Annotated in this window: 18 protein-coding genes; 12 read left to right on the top strand and 6 right to left on the bottom strand. The window is 62.0% G+C overall.

The window, feature by feature from the left end:
* Positions 1-885, top strand: a complete 885-nt coding sequence (locus JWJ88_RS15555) for an NAD(P)/FAD-dependent oxidoreductase (RefSeq protein WP_205296621.1) — start codon at positions 1-3, stop codon at positions 883-885.
* On the top strand, positions 882-1,553 hold the full coding sequence (locus tag JWJ88_RS15560; RefSeq protein ID WP_011749389.1) for a class I SAM-dependent methyltransferase: 672 nt from the start codon (positions 882-884) through the stop codon (positions 1,551-1,553). The genes JWJ88_RS15555 and JWJ88_RS15560 overlap by 4 nt, the downstream gene beginning before the upstream one ends.
* 10 nt (positions 1,554-1,563) lie before the next feature.
* Here JWJ88_RS15560 and JWJ88_RS15565 read toward each other — a convergent pair whose 3' ends face one another.
* From JWJ88_RS15565 to JWJ88_RS15575, 3 genes are all read right to left on the bottom strand, one after another.
* Positions 1,564-2,745 (bottom strand): tyrosine-type recombinase/integrase, encoded by a 1,182-nt coding sequence (locus tag JWJ88_RS15565; RefSeq protein ID WP_028710142.1) that lies wholly within the window; start codon positions 2,743-2,745, stop codon positions 1,564-1,566.
* Between the two features lie 189 nt (positions 2,746-2,934).
* Positions 2,935-4,671 carry a recombinase family protein gene (locus JWJ88_RS15570; RefSeq protein WP_205296622.1) on the bottom strand — a complete coding sequence of 579 codons (1,737 nt, stop codon included), beginning with the start codon at positions 4,669-4,671 and terminating at the stop codon, positions 2,935-2,937.
* Between the two features lie 622 nt (positions 4,672-5,293).
* Positions 5,294-6,331, bottom strand: coding sequence for an aldo/keto reductase (locus JWJ88_RS15575; RefSeq protein WP_205296623.1), 1,038 nt, complete (start codon positions 6,329-6,331; stop codon positions 5,294-5,296).
* A gap of 175 nt (positions 6,332-6,506) precedes the next feature.
* Here JWJ88_RS15575 and JWJ88_RS15580 point away from each other — a divergent pair, with 175 nt between their 5' ends.
* From JWJ88_RS15580 to JWJ88_RS15595, 4 genes are all read left to right on the top strand, one after another.
* Positions 6,507-7,406, top strand: a complete 900-nt coding sequence (locus JWJ88_RS15580; protein ID WP_205296871.1) for an AraC family transcriptional regulator — start codon at positions 6,507-6,509, stop codon at positions 7,404-7,406.
* Positions 7,407-7,781: 375 nt separating this feature from the next.
* The gene (locus JWJ88_RS15585; protein ID WP_205296624.1) at positions 7,782-8,399 is read left to right on the top strand and encodes a response regulator; all 618 of its coding nucleotides are present in this window, start codon (positions 7,782-7,784) and stop codon (positions 8,397-8,399) included.
* Positions 8,399-9,502 carry a sensor histidine kinase gene (locus JWJ88_RS15590; RefSeq protein ID WP_205296625.1) on the top strand — a complete coding sequence of 368 codons (1,104 nt, stop codon included), beginning with the start codon at positions 8,399-8,401 and terminating at the stop codon, positions 9,500-9,502. The genes JWJ88_RS15585 and JWJ88_RS15590 overlap by 1 nt, the downstream gene beginning before the upstream one ends.
* A 103-nt stretch (positions 9,503-9,605) precedes the next feature.
* Positions 9,606-10,375 (top strand): IS5-like element ISPak1 family transposase gene (locus JWJ88_RS15595; protein ID WP_240200102.1). Its coding sequence is split into 2 segments (ribosomal slippage): positions 9,606-9,942 and positions 9,942-10,375, totalling 771 coding nucleotides; the frame shifts between segments, so codons are not numbered across the junction.
* 88 nt (positions 10,376-10,463) lie between these two features.
* Here the strand turns inward: JWJ88_RS15595 and JWJ88_RS15600 are convergent.
* The 3 genes from JWJ88_RS15600 to catB all read right to left on the bottom strand — a co-directional run bounded on the left by JWJ88_RS15600 (position 10,464) and on the right by catB (position 12,307).
* Entirely contained in the window at positions 10,464-10,742 is a 279-nt protein-coding gene (locus JWJ88_RS15600) for an SH3 domain-containing protein (protein ID WP_011746464.1), read from the bottom strand.
* A 125-nt stretch (positions 10,743-10,867) separates the two neighbouring features.
* Entirely contained in the window at positions 10,868-11,545 is a 678-nt protein-coding gene (locus tag JWJ88_RS15605; protein ID WP_205296626.1) for a YecA/YgfB family protein, read from the bottom strand.
* 126 nt (positions 11,546-11,671) lie between these two features.
* Positions 11,672-12,307, bottom strand: coding sequence for a type B chloramphenicol O-acetyltransferase (gene catB, locus JWJ88_RS15610; RefSeq protein ID WP_205296627.1), 636 nt, complete (start codon positions 12,305-12,307; stop codon positions 11,672-11,674).
* 166 nt (positions 12,308-12,473) lie between these two features.
* Here catB and JWJ88_RS15615 point away from each other — a divergent pair, with 166 nt between their 5' ends.
* The 6 genes from JWJ88_RS15615 (at position 12,474) to JWJ88_RS15640 (ending at position 16,313) form a co-directional block, all read left to right on the top strand.
* Complete coding sequence (locus JWJ88_RS15615; protein ID WP_240200344.1) at positions 12,474-12,917, top strand: hypothetical protein; 444 nt, start codon at positions 12,474-12,476, stop codon at positions 12,915-12,917.
* A 35-nt stretch (positions 12,918-12,952) separates the two neighbouring features.
* The gene (locus tag JWJ88_RS15620; RefSeq protein ID WP_205296628.1) at positions 12,953-13,306 is read left to right on the top strand and encodes a DUF2200 domain-containing protein; all 354 of its coding nucleotides are present in this window, start codon (positions 12,953-12,955) and stop codon (positions 13,304-13,306) included.
* A 241-nt stretch (positions 13,307-13,547) separates the two neighbouring features.
* Positions 13,548-13,964 carry a hypothetical protein gene (locus JWJ88_RS15625; protein ID WP_205296629.1) on the top strand — a complete coding sequence of 139 codons (417 nt, stop codon included), beginning with the start codon at positions 13,548-13,550 and terminating at the stop codon, positions 13,962-13,964.
* A 436-nt stretch (positions 13,965-14,400) separates the two neighbouring features.
* Entirely contained in the window at positions 14,401-15,078 is a 678-nt protein-coding gene (locus JWJ88_RS15630; RefSeq protein ID WP_205296630.1) for a DNA methyltransferase, read from the top strand.
* A gap of 68 nt (positions 15,079-15,146) precedes the next feature.
* The gene (locus tag JWJ88_RS15635; protein WP_205296631.1) at positions 15,147-15,437 is read left to right on the top strand and encodes a hypothetical protein; all 291 of its coding nucleotides are present in this window, start codon (positions 15,147-15,149) and stop codon (positions 15,435-15,437) included.
* A gap of 249 nt (positions 15,438-15,686) precedes the next feature.
* On the top strand, positions 15,687-16,313 hold the full coding sequence (locus JWJ88_RS15640) for a toll/interleukin-1 receptor domain-containing protein (RefSeq protein ID WP_205296632.1): 627 nt from the start codon (positions 15,687-15,689) through the stop codon (positions 16,311-16,313).
* Positions 16,314-16,535: the final 222 nt, after the last annotated feature.

Consider the following 16,535-nt stretch of genomic DNA (forward strand, 5'->3'; position numbering starts at 1 on the left):
ATGCAGGACGTGATCGTGATCGGGGGCAGCTATGCCGGGATGGCCGCCGCCCTGCAGCTGGCGCGTGCGCGCCGCAAGGTGCTGGTGATTGATGCCGGGCAGCGGCGCAACCGTTTCGCCAGCTATTCACACGGCTTCCTTGGCCAGGACGGGGTGGACCCGGCCCGCATCTGGGCCGAGGCGTGCCGGCAGCTGCTGGCCTATCCGACGGTGACCTGGGTTGAGGGCTCGGCCAGCACCATCGCCGGCGGCAAGGACGAATTCCGTGTTTCCACGGCAGCCGGCGACACATTCGCGGGCCGCCGCATCCTGCTGGCCACAGGCGTCGCCGACCGGCTTCCCGACATTCCGGGTCTCGCCGACCGCTGGGGCCGGACGGTGTTCCACTGCCCCTATTGCCACGGTTACGAGCTGGACCAGGGCCGGATCGGGGTCATCGCCACCGGCGCGATGTCGCTTCATCAGGCGCAGCTGCTGCCGGAATGGGGCGAGGTCACCTTCCTGACCAACGGCGCCCTGACACTGGAGCCGGAGCAGCGCGACGACTTGCGCAGCCGCGGCGTTGCCATTGAGGAAACCCCCGTCGCCCGGATCGCGGGCGAGGCCGAGGTGGAACTGCGCGACGGCCGGGTGCTGCCCTTCGCCGGTCTGTTCACCGCGACCCGGACCGGGCCGGCCAGCCCGCTGGCCGAGGCCGCCGGCTGCGAGTTGATCGAGACGCCGATGGGCCGCCAGATCGTGACGGATGAGACGAAGGAAACCAGCCTTCCCGGCATCTTTGCCTGCGGCGACGTCGCGCGGGCACCGCATTCGGTGTCACTGGCGGTGGGGGACGGGGCATGGGCCGGGGCGCAACTGCACCGCTCGCTGGTCTGGCCGGAATGAGCGGCGCGGCCCATCCGGGCGACGGTGCCAGCTATGCCGGCCGCGTCGCGCGCCATGTGCCGGGCCTCAAGGACCTGCACCGCATGGCCGGGCTGCTGCTGGCCGAGCGCGTGCCCGAGACGGGCCGCGTCCTGGTCCTCGGCGCCGGCGGCGGGCTGGAGCTGCGCGGCTTCGCCGCGGCCCATCCCGGCTGGCGCTTCGACGGCGTCGATCCTTCGCCTCAGATGACCGCCCAGGCGCTGGACATCCTGGGCCCGGAGGGCGGCCGCGTCACCTTCCATCAGGGCTATATCGATGATGCCCCCGAAGGCCCCTTCGACGGCGCGACCTGCCTGCTGACCCTGCATTTCCTGCCGCGCGAGGAACGCCTGCGCACCCTGCGCCAGCTGCATCGCCGCCTGCGCCCCGGCGCGCCCTTCGCCATGGCCCATCACAGCTTTCCGCAGGCGGACGGCCAGCAGGATCTGTGGCTGCGGCGCAATGCGGCCTGGCTGGTCTCGGGCGGCGTTCCCGAGGCGCAGGCCATGGCCGGCATGGCCACGATGAAGGAACGCCTGCCGGTGCTGACGCCCGAGGAGGATGCCGCGCTTCTGGCAGCGGCGGGCTTCCGCGAGGTCCAGCTGTTCTATGCCGCTCTCACCTTCAAGGGCTGGATCGCCCGGGCGTGACAGTGCCAGATCATGCTGCGGCAATTTCATCACCGTCCTCGGTGACCGGTTGCGCCAGTGCCTGCGCCACAGCGTCGGAGACGGCGTCCGCCGCCGAGCGGACCGGATCGGTCTTGAGATGCGCATAACGCGCCGTGGTCTGAACCTGCGTATGGCCGAGGAGCCGTCCGATCATCGTCAGGTCCTGCCCGAGCTGCAGCGCATCCGAGGCGAAGGAATGGCGTAGATCATGGATACGAAGATCGTCCAGCCCGGCGCGCTTGCGCAACCGCCGCCACGGCTTCTGCATGTCGGTCAGATGCTGACCCTCCATCCGGCCGGTGATGACATAGGGGTTTCCGTCGATCTTCGGGATGGTTTTCAGGACCTTGATGGCCGCCTTGCCGATCGGGACCAGCTTGGCGCCGGTCTTGGAATCCGGCAGGCGGAGAAGACCGTTGCGGTAATCGACATAGCGCCATTTCAGGGTCTGAATCTCGCTGAGGCGGCATCCGGTCAGAAGAAGCAAGCGGATACAATTGGCCGCTTCGGGCTCCTCCGTTGCACAGTCCAGCACCTTGCCAAGCCGTGCCAACTCGTCCGGGGTGAGATAGCGCTCGCGCTTTTCCTCCCGGTATCGCTTCACCTTCCAGCAGGGGTTCACTCCGTCGGTGCGCACGCCCCAGGTATGGGCCACGGTGAACATCACCGAGAGGACGCCGAGGGTCCGGTTCGCCTGATAGGGGATATGTCGCATCGACTGGTGCAGTCCGACGACGTCGGCCCGGGTGATGTCGATGATGCGATGACTGCCGAACCTCGGATTGATGAACAGATCTATGGATCGCTCGTACTCGCCATAGGTCGAGGCTTTACAATGCAGCGCGACGTGATCCGAAAGGAAGCGTTTGCTGAACTCTTTGATGGTCGGGGATGCCTTCCGGCGGTCGCGCTCACCGGCGGGATCGGCCCCGAGCCGCACATCCGACAGATACTTCATCGCCTCGGTGCGGGCCATTTCCGGTGTCATCGCACCATGCAGCCCGATGTTGACACGGCGCGACCGGCCGCCGGCACGGTACTGGGCCAGATACATCTTTCGCCCCGATGGATAGACGCGCAATCCGAAGCCCTTCAACTCTTCGTCCCAGAGGAAGAACTCCTGCTCGGCCGGCGCCGCCGCGTCGACGGAACGTTTCGTGATCTTTGTCATCTTCACCCCTCCAGTTCCGGAATTTCCGGAAGCAAATCGGAAGCAACAGGAAGCAAATCACTGTGCTGCTGTGGCGAAGAGAAGGGTAGGGGTGTCTGCGCTGTAAATCAATATTAACAGATGGTTGTGCGAGTATTGGCGCTTTCTTCGCACCATGGCGAAAGGTGGCGAAGACGCCCAGATCAAAACTCATAACCTGAAGGTCGTAGGTTCAAATCCTACCCCCGCAACCAACGATAATTGCGAAACCTCCAAGGCAACAGCCGCGGAGGTTTTTTGCTGTCCGCGCCCCGGCTTCCGCGAACCGCCCGATTGCGCCAGCAGGCTGTCCAGCGCCTCGGCCTCCGACAGGAAATCGGGATCCTTCTTGCCCGCCGCGAAGCGCAGGATGGCGCCGAGATCGCCGCGCAGCACGATGGTCAGTTCGCCCTCCTCCGGCACCAGCGTCACCTGATCGACCAGCGAGCGCAGGATCTCCGCCGCCTGGGCGCGGCTGTCCTCGTGCCGCAGGCTCTCGGAAAGCTCGGCGATCCGTTGGGCATAGAGCGCCGCCATGTTCGGGTGCAGCAGGGGCGGCGGCTCGTCCGCATTGGCCAGCTCCTCCGTCAACTCGGCCTGGCGGGCCTCGAGCTTGGTCATCTTCTCCTTCATTGAGGGGTGATACATGCCGTCGGTGATCGCATCGATGATCTGGGAGATCTGCCTGCCGATCTTGTCCAGTTCCCGGCGCGCGACCTCCAGATCGGCGCCGCGCTCCATCCGCAGCCGGTTCACTTCCTTCGTGAACTCGGCGCAGAACTCCCGGAACAGGTCCGGCTCCATCAGGTGTTTTTTGAGTCCGTTCAGGACCGAGGCCTCGAGCGCGTCGCGGCGGATGTTGACGCGGTTGTCGCAGGTGCCCTTGTTGCGCGCCGTCGAGCAGCCCAGAAGGTCCTTCGAGATCATCGAATAGCCACCGCCGCAGCAGCCGCATTTGACCAGGCCGGCGAAAAGGTGCTTTGGGCGGCGGCGGTCGTTCAGCGGATTGCCCTCCGGCCGGCTGCGGGTCGAGAAGGCCAGTTCGCCCTGCCGGGCCTTCACCGCATCCCAGAGTGTCTGACCGACGATGCGCAGGTCCGGCACCGCCTGGATCACCCATTCGCTTTCCGGGTTCAGCCGCGACACCCGTCGTCCGGTATCGGGGTCCTTGACGTAGCGCAGCCGGTTCCAGACGAGGCGGCCGATATAGAGCTCGTTGTTCAGGATCCCGGTGCCGCGCTCGCGGTTGCCATGGATGGTCGACGGACCCCATTCCCGGCCCATGGGTCCGGGCACGCCCTCGCGGTTCAGCGTCATGGCGATAGTGCGCGACGAGAGCCCGCTGTCGTAATCGGCGAAGATGCGGCGGATCACGGCAGCCTGCGCCTTGTTGATGGTGCGGTCGCCGCGGATCGGCTCGCCCTTGGCATCGAACTTCTTCACCACGTCGTAGCCGTAGGAATTGCCGCCGCCCGACTTGCCGTCTTCGACCCGGCCGCGCAGGCCCCGGCGGGTCTTGTCGGCCAGGTCCTTGATGAACAGCGCGTTCATCGTGCCCTTCAGCCCGACATGCAGCTCGCTGATCTCGCCCTCGGACAGGGTGAACATCTTCACATCGGCGTAGCGCATGCGCTTGTAGATGCCGGCGATATCCTCCTGGTCGCGGCTGATCCGGTCCAACGCCTCGGCCAGAACCATGTCGAAGCGGCCGCGCGTCGAATCCATGATCAGCGCCTGCAGCCCGGATCGCTGGATCATGCTGGAGCCGGAGATGGCGTGGTCTGAATATTCCTCGACCACCGTCCAGCCTTCCTTCTCGGCGCGCAGCCGGCACATGTGGAACTGGTCGGCGATCGAGGCCTCGCGCTGCTGGTCCGAGGAATAGCGGGCGTAGATGGCGACTCTCATGTGCGGGTCTCCGTGTCAGTCGGGGTGGTGCCCGCCGTTCTCGCGCTCCTCGGCTTCGACGAGATCCCGCGCCGCGCGCCGGGCCAGTAGACGCACCAGTTCGACAAGGCGCCGGTCGGGCGCGGGTAGGGGAGCGGCGGACTCCCGGGCCGGTTCTGCGACCACCCGGAGCCGTTCCGCAACTGTCTGTCTCCGCCGTGCCATCGCCCCGTTCCGCTCGCCGCGCGGCTGGATCCGCGCCAGAAGAATCGTGGCGCAGGACCGGGCGGAATCACAGGCGGGTTCGGGCGCATCGCATCGGACCTCGGCGCAGCACAGCGTAAACCGGCGCTGCCGCGCCTGCTGCAGGGGCGCTGTGCGGCGACGCCATCGCAGCTTGGCGTAAAAATACTGGAAAGTCGCGGGGGATCTTGGGCAAGGAGAGCAGATCGGCGGGGTTCCGCAGCTCAAAGACGGAACCTTACGGGAGGGTGGGACCGTCGCAGAGGGCGGGAAGCGGTCTGAGCATAGCGGAAGTCGCCCAAGAGGAACCTCTGCCAAGTCGCTTTGCCGCCCGCCTGTGCTCAGTAAAGCCAAGGTCATCGCCCGACCCAATGGGCGCGGGCGGGGCGACGCCGGAATGTCAGCTCTTCTGCGAGGCGAACGGCGCGCGATATTGCGACTGGCGTTCCAGCATCCAGCCGGGGTATTCGGCGGGCAGCTTCGTCACCCTGTCGAGCGCCGCCAGGTCCTCGGCAGACAGCACCACCTCGGTCGAACGGATGTTGTCCTGCAGCTGGTCGATCCGCCTGGCCCCGACGATCACGCTGGTCACCACCGGCTGATGCAGCAGCCAGGCCAGCGCCACTTGCGCCACGGTGCATCCCTTGGCCGATGCGATCTCGCGCATCACGGCGATGGCGGCATCGCCGCGCTGCAGATCGACCGGCGGGAAGTCGAAGCTGGCCCGGCGGCCGTCATTCGCGGTGCTGCCATCGCTGTACTTGCCCGAGAGGAAACCGCCGGCCAGCGGGCTCCAGACCATCAGGCCAAGGCCCTCGGCCTGCAGCATCGGCACGATCTCGCGTTCCAGATCGCGGCCGACCAGCGTGTAATAGGCTTGAAGCGACAGGATCGGCGCCAGCTTGCGCGCCTCAGCGATGCCGACCGCCTTGACGATCTGCCAGGCCGCCCAGTTCGACAACCCGATATAGCGCAGATGGCCCTGCCGCACGAGCGTGTCGAGTGCCTCCAGCGTCTCGGCGATCGGGGTCAGCGGGTCGAAGCCGTGGATCTGGTAGAGGTCGATGTGATCCATCTGCAGCCGTTCCAGGCTGGCCTTGGCCTGCGCAAGAATGTGGGCACGCGAGGCGCCGCGGGCGTTCGGGCCCTCGCCCATCACCCCCATCACCTTGGTCGCGACCACCACCTCGTCGCGCGGAATGCCGAGGTTGCGGATCGCCTGGCCGAGGATCCGCTCGCTCTCGCCGCCCGCATAGACATTGGCGGTGTCGATGAAATTGATGCCGGCATCGAAGGCCGCCTTGACCAGCGTATCGGCCTCGTCCTGGCGCAGCTTGCCGATCTGGCCCCACAGGCCCTCCGAGCCGCCGAAGGTCATGGTGCCGAGGCAGAGTTCCGAGATCAGCAGGCCGCTGGGGCCGAGAGTGCGGTAGCGCATGGGATGTTCCTTCATGTCGGGTGGAACGCCGGGGCGGAATGCCGCCGGGTCAGGGCGAAGATAGGGCTGCCGCACTCGGGATCGCGACGCCGATCCTCGCAAATCCTTGCACGATCCTCTCATGCGCGCCGATTCCGGGCTGCGCACCGCGCGCAGGGATCCTAGATTGCGCGACATGGAAAACGATCATCTTGCCCCGCTCAAGGAGCTGGTGGCCCACCAGTGGCAGGCGCAGGGCCGGGAAACCCCGATCGAGGGGCTGCTGCTGACCTCGGTCACGGCGCCGACCGGGCCGATCCATGCCGTCTACCGCCCGTCGCTCTGCGTGGTGGTGCAGGGCGCCAAGACCAGCATGCTGGGCGAGCGCGCCTATCGCTATGACGCCGGCAAATGCCTGATCGCATCGATGGAGGTGCCGATCCGGGCCGAAATCACGCGCGCGACGCCGGACCGGCCTTACCTGGCCTTCAGCCTGGCCCTGGACCCCGCGACGATATCCGATCTGTTGCTGGAACTGGATGGAATCGACGACACCCCCGCCGGTGCGGCGCTGGCGGTGCATGGCTTCGGGCCGGAGCTTGCCGATCCGCTCTGCCGGTTGCTGGCCCTGTGCGACCGGCCACGCGATATCGCGATCCTGGCGCCGCTGATCCGGCGGGAGATCACCTGGCTGCTGCTGAACGGACCGATGGGGCCGGCGCTGCGCCAGATCGGCCTGGCGGGCAGCCATATGGCGCGGATCGGCCGGGCCATCGCCTGCATCCGCGAGAGCTTCGCGGATCAGCTGAACATACGCCAGCTTGCCGAGGTCGCCGGGATGAGCCCCGCGACCTTCCACCGCCACTTCAAGGGGGTCACGGCGATGACGCCGGTGCAGTACCAGAAGCAGCTTCGGCTGCAGGAAGCACGCCGCCTGCTGCTCTCCGACGACGCCGATGTCGCCCGGATCGGCTACGCCATCGGCTATGAGAGCCCGTCGCAGTTCAACAGGGAATATCGCCGCCTGTTCGGATCTCCCCCGGGCCGGGATGGGCAGGAGATCCGAAGGAGCCTCACTCCGCAGGTCGGGGGCTGAGGGGCGGCGGCGACATGTCGGGCGGAGAGCGGTCGTTCGCTGCGTCTTAGCTGAGCGGCAGCTGTGCGCGACACGTGAGCTTCGCCAAGTCAATATCTCAGGTACTTTTGCAATTCTTGACACTTCTCTGCGGAAGTCCGGGTGTTCGTTCAAATAGCTGACTACGATGGGATGAGCCGCCGACTATCAGAGAAAAATACGTTGGTAACATTATTTCCAGCCTAGCCATATGTGAAGCACGTGTGTAACTCTTCACGCACCCTCAATTGAGAGCGTCGCATGAAGTCTCTAGTCAAAAGAATCCTACCCAAGCCTTTGAGTGCCTATCGGTCAGTAATCGAACTTCGGGACCACTCGAAGGGCAAGAAGGCTTCAATGTCCCCAAAAGATATCAGGTCATCGGTCAAAATCGCTATTATTGATGACGAGAAGTTTAAGGCCCACGCCAATCTGACAACATATGGGTACAAAATTCAAGAATTGCCGGACATTAAATCATTGGATGACATCAGTGATTTTGATGTCATCATTTGTGACTTGATGGGTGTCGGGCAAAACTTTGACAAGTCCATAGGCGGCGCCAGTGTAATTAAAGAGATAAAAGATAACTATCCAACCAAATATGTAATCGCCTATACCGGCGCTAGGTCAAATACGCCAGAAGCTAATGTGGCCAAGCAATTTTCCGACGATTTTATCAAGAAGGATGACGATATTACTAAGCTGGTTAGTAAACTTGATGAGGCTATAGATATCGCTTCGGATCCCTATGAGAGATGGCTGATCACTCGCCAAGGCTTGATTGACCTTGAGATAGACTTGCGGAAAATCCTAGAACTGGAAAGCGCTTATGTTGAGGCAATCGACTCCAATGACAGGGAGTTCTCTGAGGTTAAGGCAATATTGAGGGGGGCTGACTTGGGAGGGCACGCAAAGGGTATAATTCAGAGTCTGATAGCTTCTGGAATTTGGGCAATTGTGTTTGCGTCATAATGCTGGCATTTACCTCTATCGTTGTTAGCCCACAGGGCGAGCCAAAGTTCCACGATGGAACGATTTTCAAGTTGCCGCCAGAGCTCTATGATAAATACAGGATTGAGCAGTATCTAAAGATTGAAAAAATAGGCTGGTCTAAGTCTGAGTTCGGCTACATGACGCTGGTTCAAGTTGACAGCCAAGGAGCTAAGTATATAATCCCAGGCCTTTACCTTGAAGATGGCGACCGGCCATCCAAGAAGTTCTATGGGTATAAGCCTGTAGTTTCGAAGCTCCAAGTGGAACAGTATTTAAAGCATCATCTCGACAGGCTTTCAAGTATTAGAGAGGCGTCAGAAGGCGAACTCACAGCATTGGTTCACGACTTGAGGCATCTATCCAGCTCAATTTATCATAGCGCGATAGAAGCAGAACGTGCTGTGAAGGAGAACTCACTGCATGAAACAAGAGAATTAATAAAGACGATAATTGCTTCTCAGACGATGCTCAAAGTGCGAATTGATTATCTGGATTTTTCGAATTCTGTAGACCGGTTTGATGAAGTTGAGAAAATACCAGTATACAGTCGAGTTGATAAAGTAATCAGGTGCTTCAGAGCGGATGCCCGTCATAAAAATGTTGAAATAAAGCTTTCCGGCAGCTCCTATAGATTGGCCGAAGGTCCAAATATTCTCGATATTGTTCCCTACACTTTGGTTGAAAACGCCATAAAATATTCACCAAAAAACTCAGTGATAGCCGTTAAAGTTCAGGATACGAATTCCGAGACTGAGGTTTCAGTGACATCGTTAGGACCGATTATTGCAGATGGTGAAGAAGCGAGGATATTCGAGCGAGGGTTTAGGGGTGCGAACGCAAAGAATATCCGGCAAAACGGGACTGGATTGGGATTGTCTGTGGCTGGTGAGGTTATTGCAACCTTCACCGGAAGCCTGAGTGTGGAGCAATCCAATGAGAAACTTGTGATTGATGATGTCCATTACGCTTCAACGACCTTCCATTTTAGCTTGCCAACTGCTGGGGAAGATATGGCGCGAAAGCAAAAGTATGAGATGCTGAATCGACGTCGCGCTCGTAAGCGTAGCGCCAATATTAGGTAGGCTATTTGATCAAGAGCTTGTGCTTGCAACAAGACTGCTTAGGGTCAGGACCCATTGATTTCAGCCGCGCGGCATGATTCAGGCTCCGCAAGGAGACTGGATCATGAGCAACCTTTTCTGGCTGACGGATGCGCAGATGGCCCGCCTTCAGCCGTTTTTCCCGAAGAGCCACGGCAAGCCGCGCGTCGATGACCGGCGTGTTCTCAGCGGCATTATCTTCATCAATCGCAATGGCTTGCGGTGGTGCGATGCGCCCAAGGAGTATGGTCCACCGAAGACCCTCTATAATCGTTGGAAGCGCTGGGGCGAGAAAGGCGTCTTCGCCCGGATGATGGAAGGCCTGGCCTCCGAGGCGGCCGTTCCGAAGACGGTGATGATAGACGCGACCTATCTGAAGGCGCATCGCACGGCCTCCAGCCTGCGGGCGAAAAAAGGGGGCCCGGCGACCAGAGGGGCCGCCTGATCGGCCGCACCAAAGGCGGCATGAACACCAAACTGCACGCCGTCACCGACGCTGATGGGCGGCCGATCCGGTTCTTCATGACTGCAGGTCAGGTGAGCGACTACAGCGGTGCTGCGGCCCTGTTGGGCAGCTTGCCGGCGGCAGAATGGCTGCTGGGCGACCGTGGCTATGATGCCGATTGGTTCAGAGATGCGTTGAAAGACAAGGGGATTAAGCCCTGCATACCGGGACGGAAGTCCCGTGGAAAACCCGTCAAGTATGACAAGCGCCGCTACAAACGCCGCAACCGGATCGAGATCATGTTCGGGCGGCTGAAGGACTGGCGACGGGTCGCAACCCGTTACGACAGATGCCCGAAGGTCTTCCTCTCAGCCATCGCCCTCGCCGCAACCGTCATGTTCTGGCTATGAATCGAGAACGAGTCCTGACCCTAGAGATGGGATCGGTCATTCGCAGCGCCGGGCCCGAAGGTCCGCTCAGGGCCGAGAAACGCTGCCGTCAGCGATGCGCCAGGTAGTCCGCTGAAACGTAACCCGAGATGGCAGGCCGGTCGGTGAGGAAGACTCTGCACCAGACCTTGCCGTTATTCGTGACGCAGTTCTGGCGGGTAAGGCGCGTTCCGTCGGGCAAGCCGATGATGATGTTATGCTCGAGACCTGGACCCTCGCGAAGCTTCAGCAGATCGCCTGGCCCGACGCCCTTGACCACTGCACCGGAACCGACCGCGCATCCGGCGGCGACCATGAGAGCGAGAAGAGCAGCAAGATGAGTTCGCATGATCCGACCTGAATCGTTTCACCATCACTACGACACCATCACGCCAAATGACAGCAGGCAGGTGCCGGACGGGGATAAAGGGTTGCCAGACCGGCCATCGAAGGCCCGTTTCGCCCGTAGACCCGTCAACTCTTGCCGCAGCATTGCTTGTATTTGCGTCCCGAGCCGCAGGGGCAGGGATCGTTCCGGCCCGGACGTTTGATGCGGGTTGGGGCGTGAGGGAGGTTGCCCGGTTCGAGGACGACCCCCGGACGCGAGACGAGCAGGATCGCCGCGACGCAATTGGGGATCAGATCGGCGGCATCCAGATCGATCTCGTCGATTTCCTCGTTGGTGAAGGTGCTGGTCCCTTCGTTGATGTCCTGCAGGGCCATGAGGAAGATCAGGGCCGAGCGCGTTTCCTCATCGGCCTGCTCGAGTACCGCCTGCCAGGCCTCTGGACGCAGGCGCAAACCGCGGGTGAAGCCATCCACCCAGGGTTCCCAGAGCGTTTCGTCGCTGTTCGGGTCCACCTCGTAGATCGGTTCGAGCCATGGGCTTCGCGCGATCTCCGAGGCAATGGCATTGTAATGCGCCATCACCGCCGAGATCGTCGCTTCTGCCGTTGCCAGGTCGGGGAACCGGGCATCGCCGGTTTCTCCCCAGACATGGAGGAGCCATTCGGAGGGCGGGATGAGATCGGGACATGACAGGATGCCGGTCACATAGCCGTCGAGCTCGCTTAGGCTCATCGGATGGTTTTCCTGGGGCAGGGCCCACAGGAGTTCGTGAAGGTGATCGAGGTCCCGATCCGATCTGCCCATGGTGGGCCTCCTTTGTCCTGACGCTTTGCCTATCCGTCCCAAGGTCGAATCGCAATGCGGCCAGGGGCCACGCATCGCCCGGTTCCGGCATGGATGCGCCCGCCCCAGGGGAGCGGGCGCGCTTCGTCATGCGGCCCGGATCTTTTTCAGCCAATACCTGTGCAGCCCTTCCACCTCGCCGCTGGTCAACAGCGGCATGGCCGCCTTCAACTGGTCGTCCGGCCAGTCCCACCAGCGCATGTCCAGCAGTAGGCCGATCAGCCGGTCATCGAAACGCTTGCGGATCACCTTCGCGGGGTTGCCGCCGACAATGGCGTAGGGTTCCACGTCGCGCGTCACCAGCGCGCGGGTGCCGATCACCGCGCCGTCGCCGATCCGGATGCCGGGCATGATGACCGCTTCGGAGCCGATCCAGACATCACTGCAGATCACCGTATCGCCTGCAGGCTGGTAGCCATTCGCGGCGCCCTCGAAGGCGGGCACCTCGGGCATCCAGTAGAAGGGAAAGCTGCTGATCCAGTCGTTCCGGTGGCCCTGATTGCCTGCCATGATGAAGGCTGCGCCCGAGCCGATCGAGCAGAAACTGCCGATGATCAGCCGGTCTGCGCCCTCGTCGGGCAGCAGGTATCGGGCGCAATCGTCGAAGCCGTGGCCGTGGTAATAGCCGGAATAATAGCTGTAGCGGCCGACCTCGATGTTGGGATTGGTGACCTGCTGGTCGAGGGTGATGCCCCGGAACGGACTTTCGAAATAATTGTCCATGTGACGCTCTCTGAATGGATCCTGTCATGCCCGCTTGCTCAGGCAGAAACCGCGCGAGGGCCTGCTGGCCTCGCGCCCATGCCCCGGCATCCTGCGCGGGGCGTCATTCAGATCATTCGTCGCGCAGCCTTCATCGTGTTCTCGTCCTCTGGCACGGACCTTGATGATGGATCGGAGGAGGGCGGTCAAGCGGCCGTGGCGATTGCGACCCTTCCCCGGCCTGTGCGAAGCTGACCCATCCTCCAGCCCTGCCCATGACCGAGATCGAACCGCACCCCGGATCAAGCTGTCGAAGCTGCGCGATATCGGCTGGTCGCTCTGGGACCCCATCGGGTTGCTGGATCCGGAAAGCCCGGTGGGCAGATGGGACGACGAGGCCAACCTCTCCTTTGCTGACGAATACGACGGCTATCTGATTGCGGCGGCGTCCCAGCTGCGCCGGGGAACACCCCGCGACGAGGTGGTCGCATTCCTAGTCGAGAACGAAACCCAACACATGGGAATGGACGACAACCCGAGCGCCCAACCGAGGGCGGAAGTGGTCGTGGATGCGATCCTCGCCGACGAGACCATCTGGACATGGCCCGATGCGAAGGGACGGTTCGGTTAGGGTATGATGCGCATCGCCAGAACCCGGGAGGCAGGATGACTAGGCACAGGATCTTCACCACCAGCTTCGCCAGTGTCCATCCGCATTACGTGGCCAAGGCGAAGAAGAAGGGCCGGACCAGAGCCGAGGTCGACGAGATCATCTGCTGGCTGACCGGCTACGGCTCCGAAGAACTGGCGGCCCGGCTGGCTGACCGGACGGATTTCGAGACCTTCTTCGCCGAGGCCCCGCACATGAACCCGGCGCGTTCCCTGATCAAAGGCAGGGTCTGCGGCGTCCGGGTCGAGGAGATCGAGGATCCGCTCATGCGGGAGATCCGCTATCTGGACAAGCTGATCGACGAACTGGCCAAGGGCAAGCCGATGGAGAAGATCCTGCGGAAAGGGTGAGCCAGCAGCCGGTGGGACGCGCTGCTGCGATGGTCCGGCAAGTTGGCGCCGGCCACTGCCCACTTTCGGCGCCTATCCGCATTATCTATCTGCTCTTTGCCTGTCGGCTTGACCCTTCGCCGGGTCTTGGGAATGCTGTTTTTCGCAGCAACGGCGTAATGAACCCTGGTCGCAGGCGGAGCGTACATCCTCTGGCAGCCTGTCGCGATCGATCCCTGAACCCTTCGGTCTGGAGGCTTCCATGACGCTGATCTTGCTTGCCATCATGCTCACCGCGATCGCCTGCGTGATTGGTTGGTATCTTGCCGTTTATGCCCTGCCGGTGATGGTCTTTGTCGAGACGTTCAGCTTCGTCCACGCGACCGAAGCCGGATTCCTGCTCTCGGCCTTGGTCGCAGCCACCGTAGCGTTGCTGTCGGTGGGGCTGGTGCTCGCGGTGCTGCTCAAGGCGAGGAACCCGATCCTCTGCCTGCTGGCACGGGCCGTCTTCGTGATCCCGGCGATGATCGCTGGATATGCCCTCATCCATGGCGTCACCCATGAGGCCATCGAATCCGCCATCGCCCTGAAGCTGCTCTGCGGCACCGCCGGATTGATCACCGGCATCGCCGCGCTGATCAATCTGAACGGCTTCGGAGAACTGGCGCCGCAGGTTTGATACTGACGTCCATTGCCGCCTGCCGCGTCCTGTCCCGTCGCTTTGACCCAATGTGATCCGCGCGCGGGGCGCGGATCGCGGCTGCGCGGAAGCCGTGCCGGGGGTTCGACCGGGCCTTGCCCGGCTCACCCCCGGCCCGATTGCTTTCCTGTCTCAAAGATTTGTCTGCCACGCATCCGCCTGTCTGGCCGTCAAAGGGCAGGCGCCGCCTTTAGGCGTCGTCGGGGCGCAGGGCCGTGTCCTCGCCTGCGGCTGCGGGCCGCCCCACCCCTGCGCCCCGACCCATGACCGCCAGCCATGCGGCCGCGGGTCGGGCTGCGCCCTCTCCGCTCTGCCTCCGGGGAAACATGCGTTTCCCGAAGTCAGATCGGCGAGGCGCTTCCCATCGGCGGAACAGGGCAAAGACCCTCCGCCCCGAACCCGAAAGGACAGAGACATGACCGGCAAGACCAGCACTCCCCGCAACCTCGTCATCAATGCCGATTGCATCGAGGCGATGCAGGCTTTCGGCACCGGCTCGGTGGATTTCATCCTGACCGATCCGCCCTATGTGACCCGGTTCCGCGACCGGCAGGGACGCACCGTCGCCAATGACGACAACGCCCGCTGGCTGCGTCCGGCCTTCGCCCAGATGCACCGGGTTCTGAAGGAGGGCGGCTTCTGCGTCAGCTTCTACGGCTGGAACAAGGTCGATCTGTTCGTGGAGGCTTGGAAGGCGGCGGGCTTCCGCATCGTCGGGCATCTGGTGTTCCGCAAGCGTTACGCCTCCTCGGCGCGGTTCCTGCGCTACGAGCACGAACAGGCCTATCTGCTGGCGAAGGGCGATCCGGTGCTGCCCGCGCGGCCCGTGCCCGATGTGCTGGATTTCCCCTATACCGGCAACAGGCTGCATCCGACGCAAAAGCCGGTGGCGGCGCTGCGCAAACTGATCGGGGCGTTCACCCAGCCCGGCGATCTAGTTCTGGACCCGTTCAGCGGCAGCGGCTCGACGCTGGCGGCGGCGCATCTGCTGGGCCGCGACTGGCTCGGGGTGGAACTGGACGTGGCGCATTACCAGACTGCCGGAAAGCGGATGGCGGCCCTGCAAGAACGGGACCGGAAGGCGGCCGCATAGGCCCCGCCAAGCGCGCCCGTCTCCAAGGCGGGCGCCAAACCCCACAGCTTCACGGAAAGGATTTCGATATGCGTTGGATTGTCACGAAGGACCATCACGGCGGTTGCATCGGACTGGGCGAGGACGAGGACGGCGTTCCCGCACGCGGTAAGCCGGAAGATGGCGACGCCCTGCCGGTGGAGTTCCGGCTTTATACTGCGCGCGGCAGGCTGCTGTTCGAGGGCCGTTGCGGCGACATTGCGGCCGACTGGTGGCACGGCATGGAGCCGCTGCTCTATACTTGGACCACGTTCCGCTGCCGCCGGCTGACCTGGCGCCAGGCCGGGACGGATGAACCGTGGTGCCCGCTGCGCCCATAGGCCCGACGCCAGCCCAAAGCATCACCGCCGCCGGTCCATCGGATCGGCGGCCTTCACGCTTCCGAGGCCGCAGGAAAGGCGCCGAAAAAATCGCGCTCGCCGGGCATGGCCCGGCTCGCGAAGGCTAGAGATATCAGGGAAAGCCAGCAGGTGAATGCGATCCTAGTGCAGTAAGCGTAGGTAGTAGCGTGGCATGAGTGGATCAACATAGTGTAGATTGGTAATCAATTTGATTCGTCGTGAGCTCCTATGTCCTACGTTTTCCTCAGCCACTCCCATCCCGACAAACCGTTCGCCAGAAAGCTGGCTGCGGATTTACGGGCAAATGGACACTCTGTTTGGATTGATGAAGCTGAGACAAATATAGGCGATTCCCTTATTGAAAAAATAAGAAATGGACTCGATCAAGTGGATTATGTTTGTGCCCTCTTGTCACAAGCATCTATCCAGAGTCCTTGGGTGCAGCGAGAGCTCGACATTGCGTCCAACAGAGAAATCGATGAGCGGAGGGTGGTTGTATTGCCACTGCTTCTCGAAGACGTAGATCTTCCTGGTTTTCTCCGGGGGAAATTATATGGGAATTTTCGTGATTCGGATAGTTATGATATTTCAGTGACTGCGCTGCTTCGGGCTCTTGGTCCAGTAGTTGTTCCACCCCAACCTTCTTCGGAAGAATTGCGAGCGCTGAAGGAAGAACTAGCGTCTGCCCAGGCTGCATCGCCGCTCATCAGGTTGCAGCGGCTCGAGCTGAGGTTGCGGCCCTACGTACAAAGTCTGATCAATTGCGAGAATCCATTCACACTGCAAATGCAAAATTTCCTGCTCATGCGCCAATCAACAATACTTATGCGTTTGAGGCCGCAGGTAGTCCTATAACTCTTGACTATCTGCTATGGGCTATAGGAAAGGCAACGCGGGAAGGCGTGCATGTATTGGAAGTTCTATTGACGATAGACAACAAGTGGCCGGAGGCGCAGTTAATGATCGACGCCTACGGAGATATGCTTGGTAGGCAGTGATTTCTTTGAGCTGAGATCTCAAATTTCTTTCAGCGCCCGCGATCTACCACGCCCATGGAGAACCCGGCGGCTGGAACCG

Origin of the sequence: Paracoccus methylovorus, assembly GCF_016919705.1 — a bacterium.
Lineage (GTDB): Bacteria > Pseudomonadota > Alphaproteobacteria > Rhodobacterales > Rhodobacteraceae > Paracoccus > Paracoccus methylovorus.

Excerpts from the sequence above, each read along its gene's own strand:
- JWJ88_RS15555 (WP_205296621.1), top strand. The coding sequence starts at position 1 with ATGCAGGACGTGATCGTGATCGGGGGCAGCTATGCCGGGATGGCCGCC.
- JWJ88_RS15560 (WP_011749389.1), top strand. The coding sequence starts at position 882 with ATGAGCGGCGCGGCCCATCCGGGCGACGGTGCCAGCTATGCCGGCCGC.
- JWJ88_RS15565 (WP_028710142.1), bottom strand. The coding sequence starts at position 2,745 with ATGACAAAGATCACGAAACGTTCCGTCGACGCGGCGGCGCCGGCCGAG.
- JWJ88_RS15570 (WP_205296622.1), bottom strand. The coding sequence starts at position 4,671 with ATGAGAGTCGCCATCTACGCCCGCTATTCCTCGGACCAGCAGCGCGAG.
- JWJ88_RS15575 (WP_205296623.1), bottom strand. The coding sequence starts at position 6,331 with ATGCGCTACCGCACTCTCGGCCCCAGCGGCCTGCTGATCTCGGAACTC.
- JWJ88_RS15580 (WP_205296871.1), top strand. The coding sequence starts at position 6,507 with ATGGAAAACGATCATCTTGCCCCGCTCAAGGAGCTGGTGGCCCACCAG.
- JWJ88_RS15585 (WP_205296624.1), top strand. The coding sequence starts at position 7,782 with ATGTCCCCAAAAGATATCAGGTCATCGGTCAAAATCGCTATTATTGAT.
- JWJ88_RS15590 (WP_205296625.1), top strand. The coding sequence starts at position 8,399 with ATGCTGGCATTTACCTCTATCGTTGTTAGCCCACAGGGCGAGCCAAAG.
- JWJ88_RS15600 (WP_011746464.1), bottom strand. The coding sequence starts at position 10,742 with ATGCGAACTCATCTTGCTGCTCTTCTCGCTCTCATGGTCGCCGCCGGA.
- JWJ88_RS15605 (WP_205296626.1), bottom strand. The coding sequence starts at position 11,545 with ATGGGCAGATCGGATCGGGACCTCGATCACCTTCACGAACTCCTGTGG.
- catB (WP_205296627.1), bottom strand. The coding sequence starts at position 12,307 with ATGGACAATTATTTCGAAAGTCCGTTCCGGGGCATCACCCTCGACCAG.
- JWJ88_RS15615 (WP_240200344.1), top strand. The coding sequence starts at position 12,474 with ATGGATCGGAGGAGGGCGGTCAAGCGGCCGTGGCGATTGCGACCCTTC.
- JWJ88_RS15620 (WP_205296628.1), top strand. The coding sequence starts at position 12,953 with ATGACTAGGCACAGGATCTTCACCACCAGCTTCGCCAGTGTCCATCCG.
- JWJ88_RS15625 (WP_205296629.1), top strand. The coding sequence starts at position 13,548 with ATGACGCTGATCTTGCTTGCCATCATGCTCACCGCGATCGCCTGCGTG.
- JWJ88_RS15630 (WP_205296630.1), top strand. The coding sequence starts at position 14,401 with ATGACCGGCAAGACCAGCACTCCCCGCAACCTCGTCATCAATGCCGAT.
- JWJ88_RS15635 (WP_205296631.1), top strand. The coding sequence starts at position 15,147 with ATGCGTTGGATTGTCACGAAGGACCATCACGGCGGTTGCATCGGACTG.
- JWJ88_RS15640 (WP_205296632.1), top strand. The coding sequence starts at position 15,687 with ATGTCCTACGTTTTCCTCAGCCACTCCCATCCCGACAAACCGTTCGCC.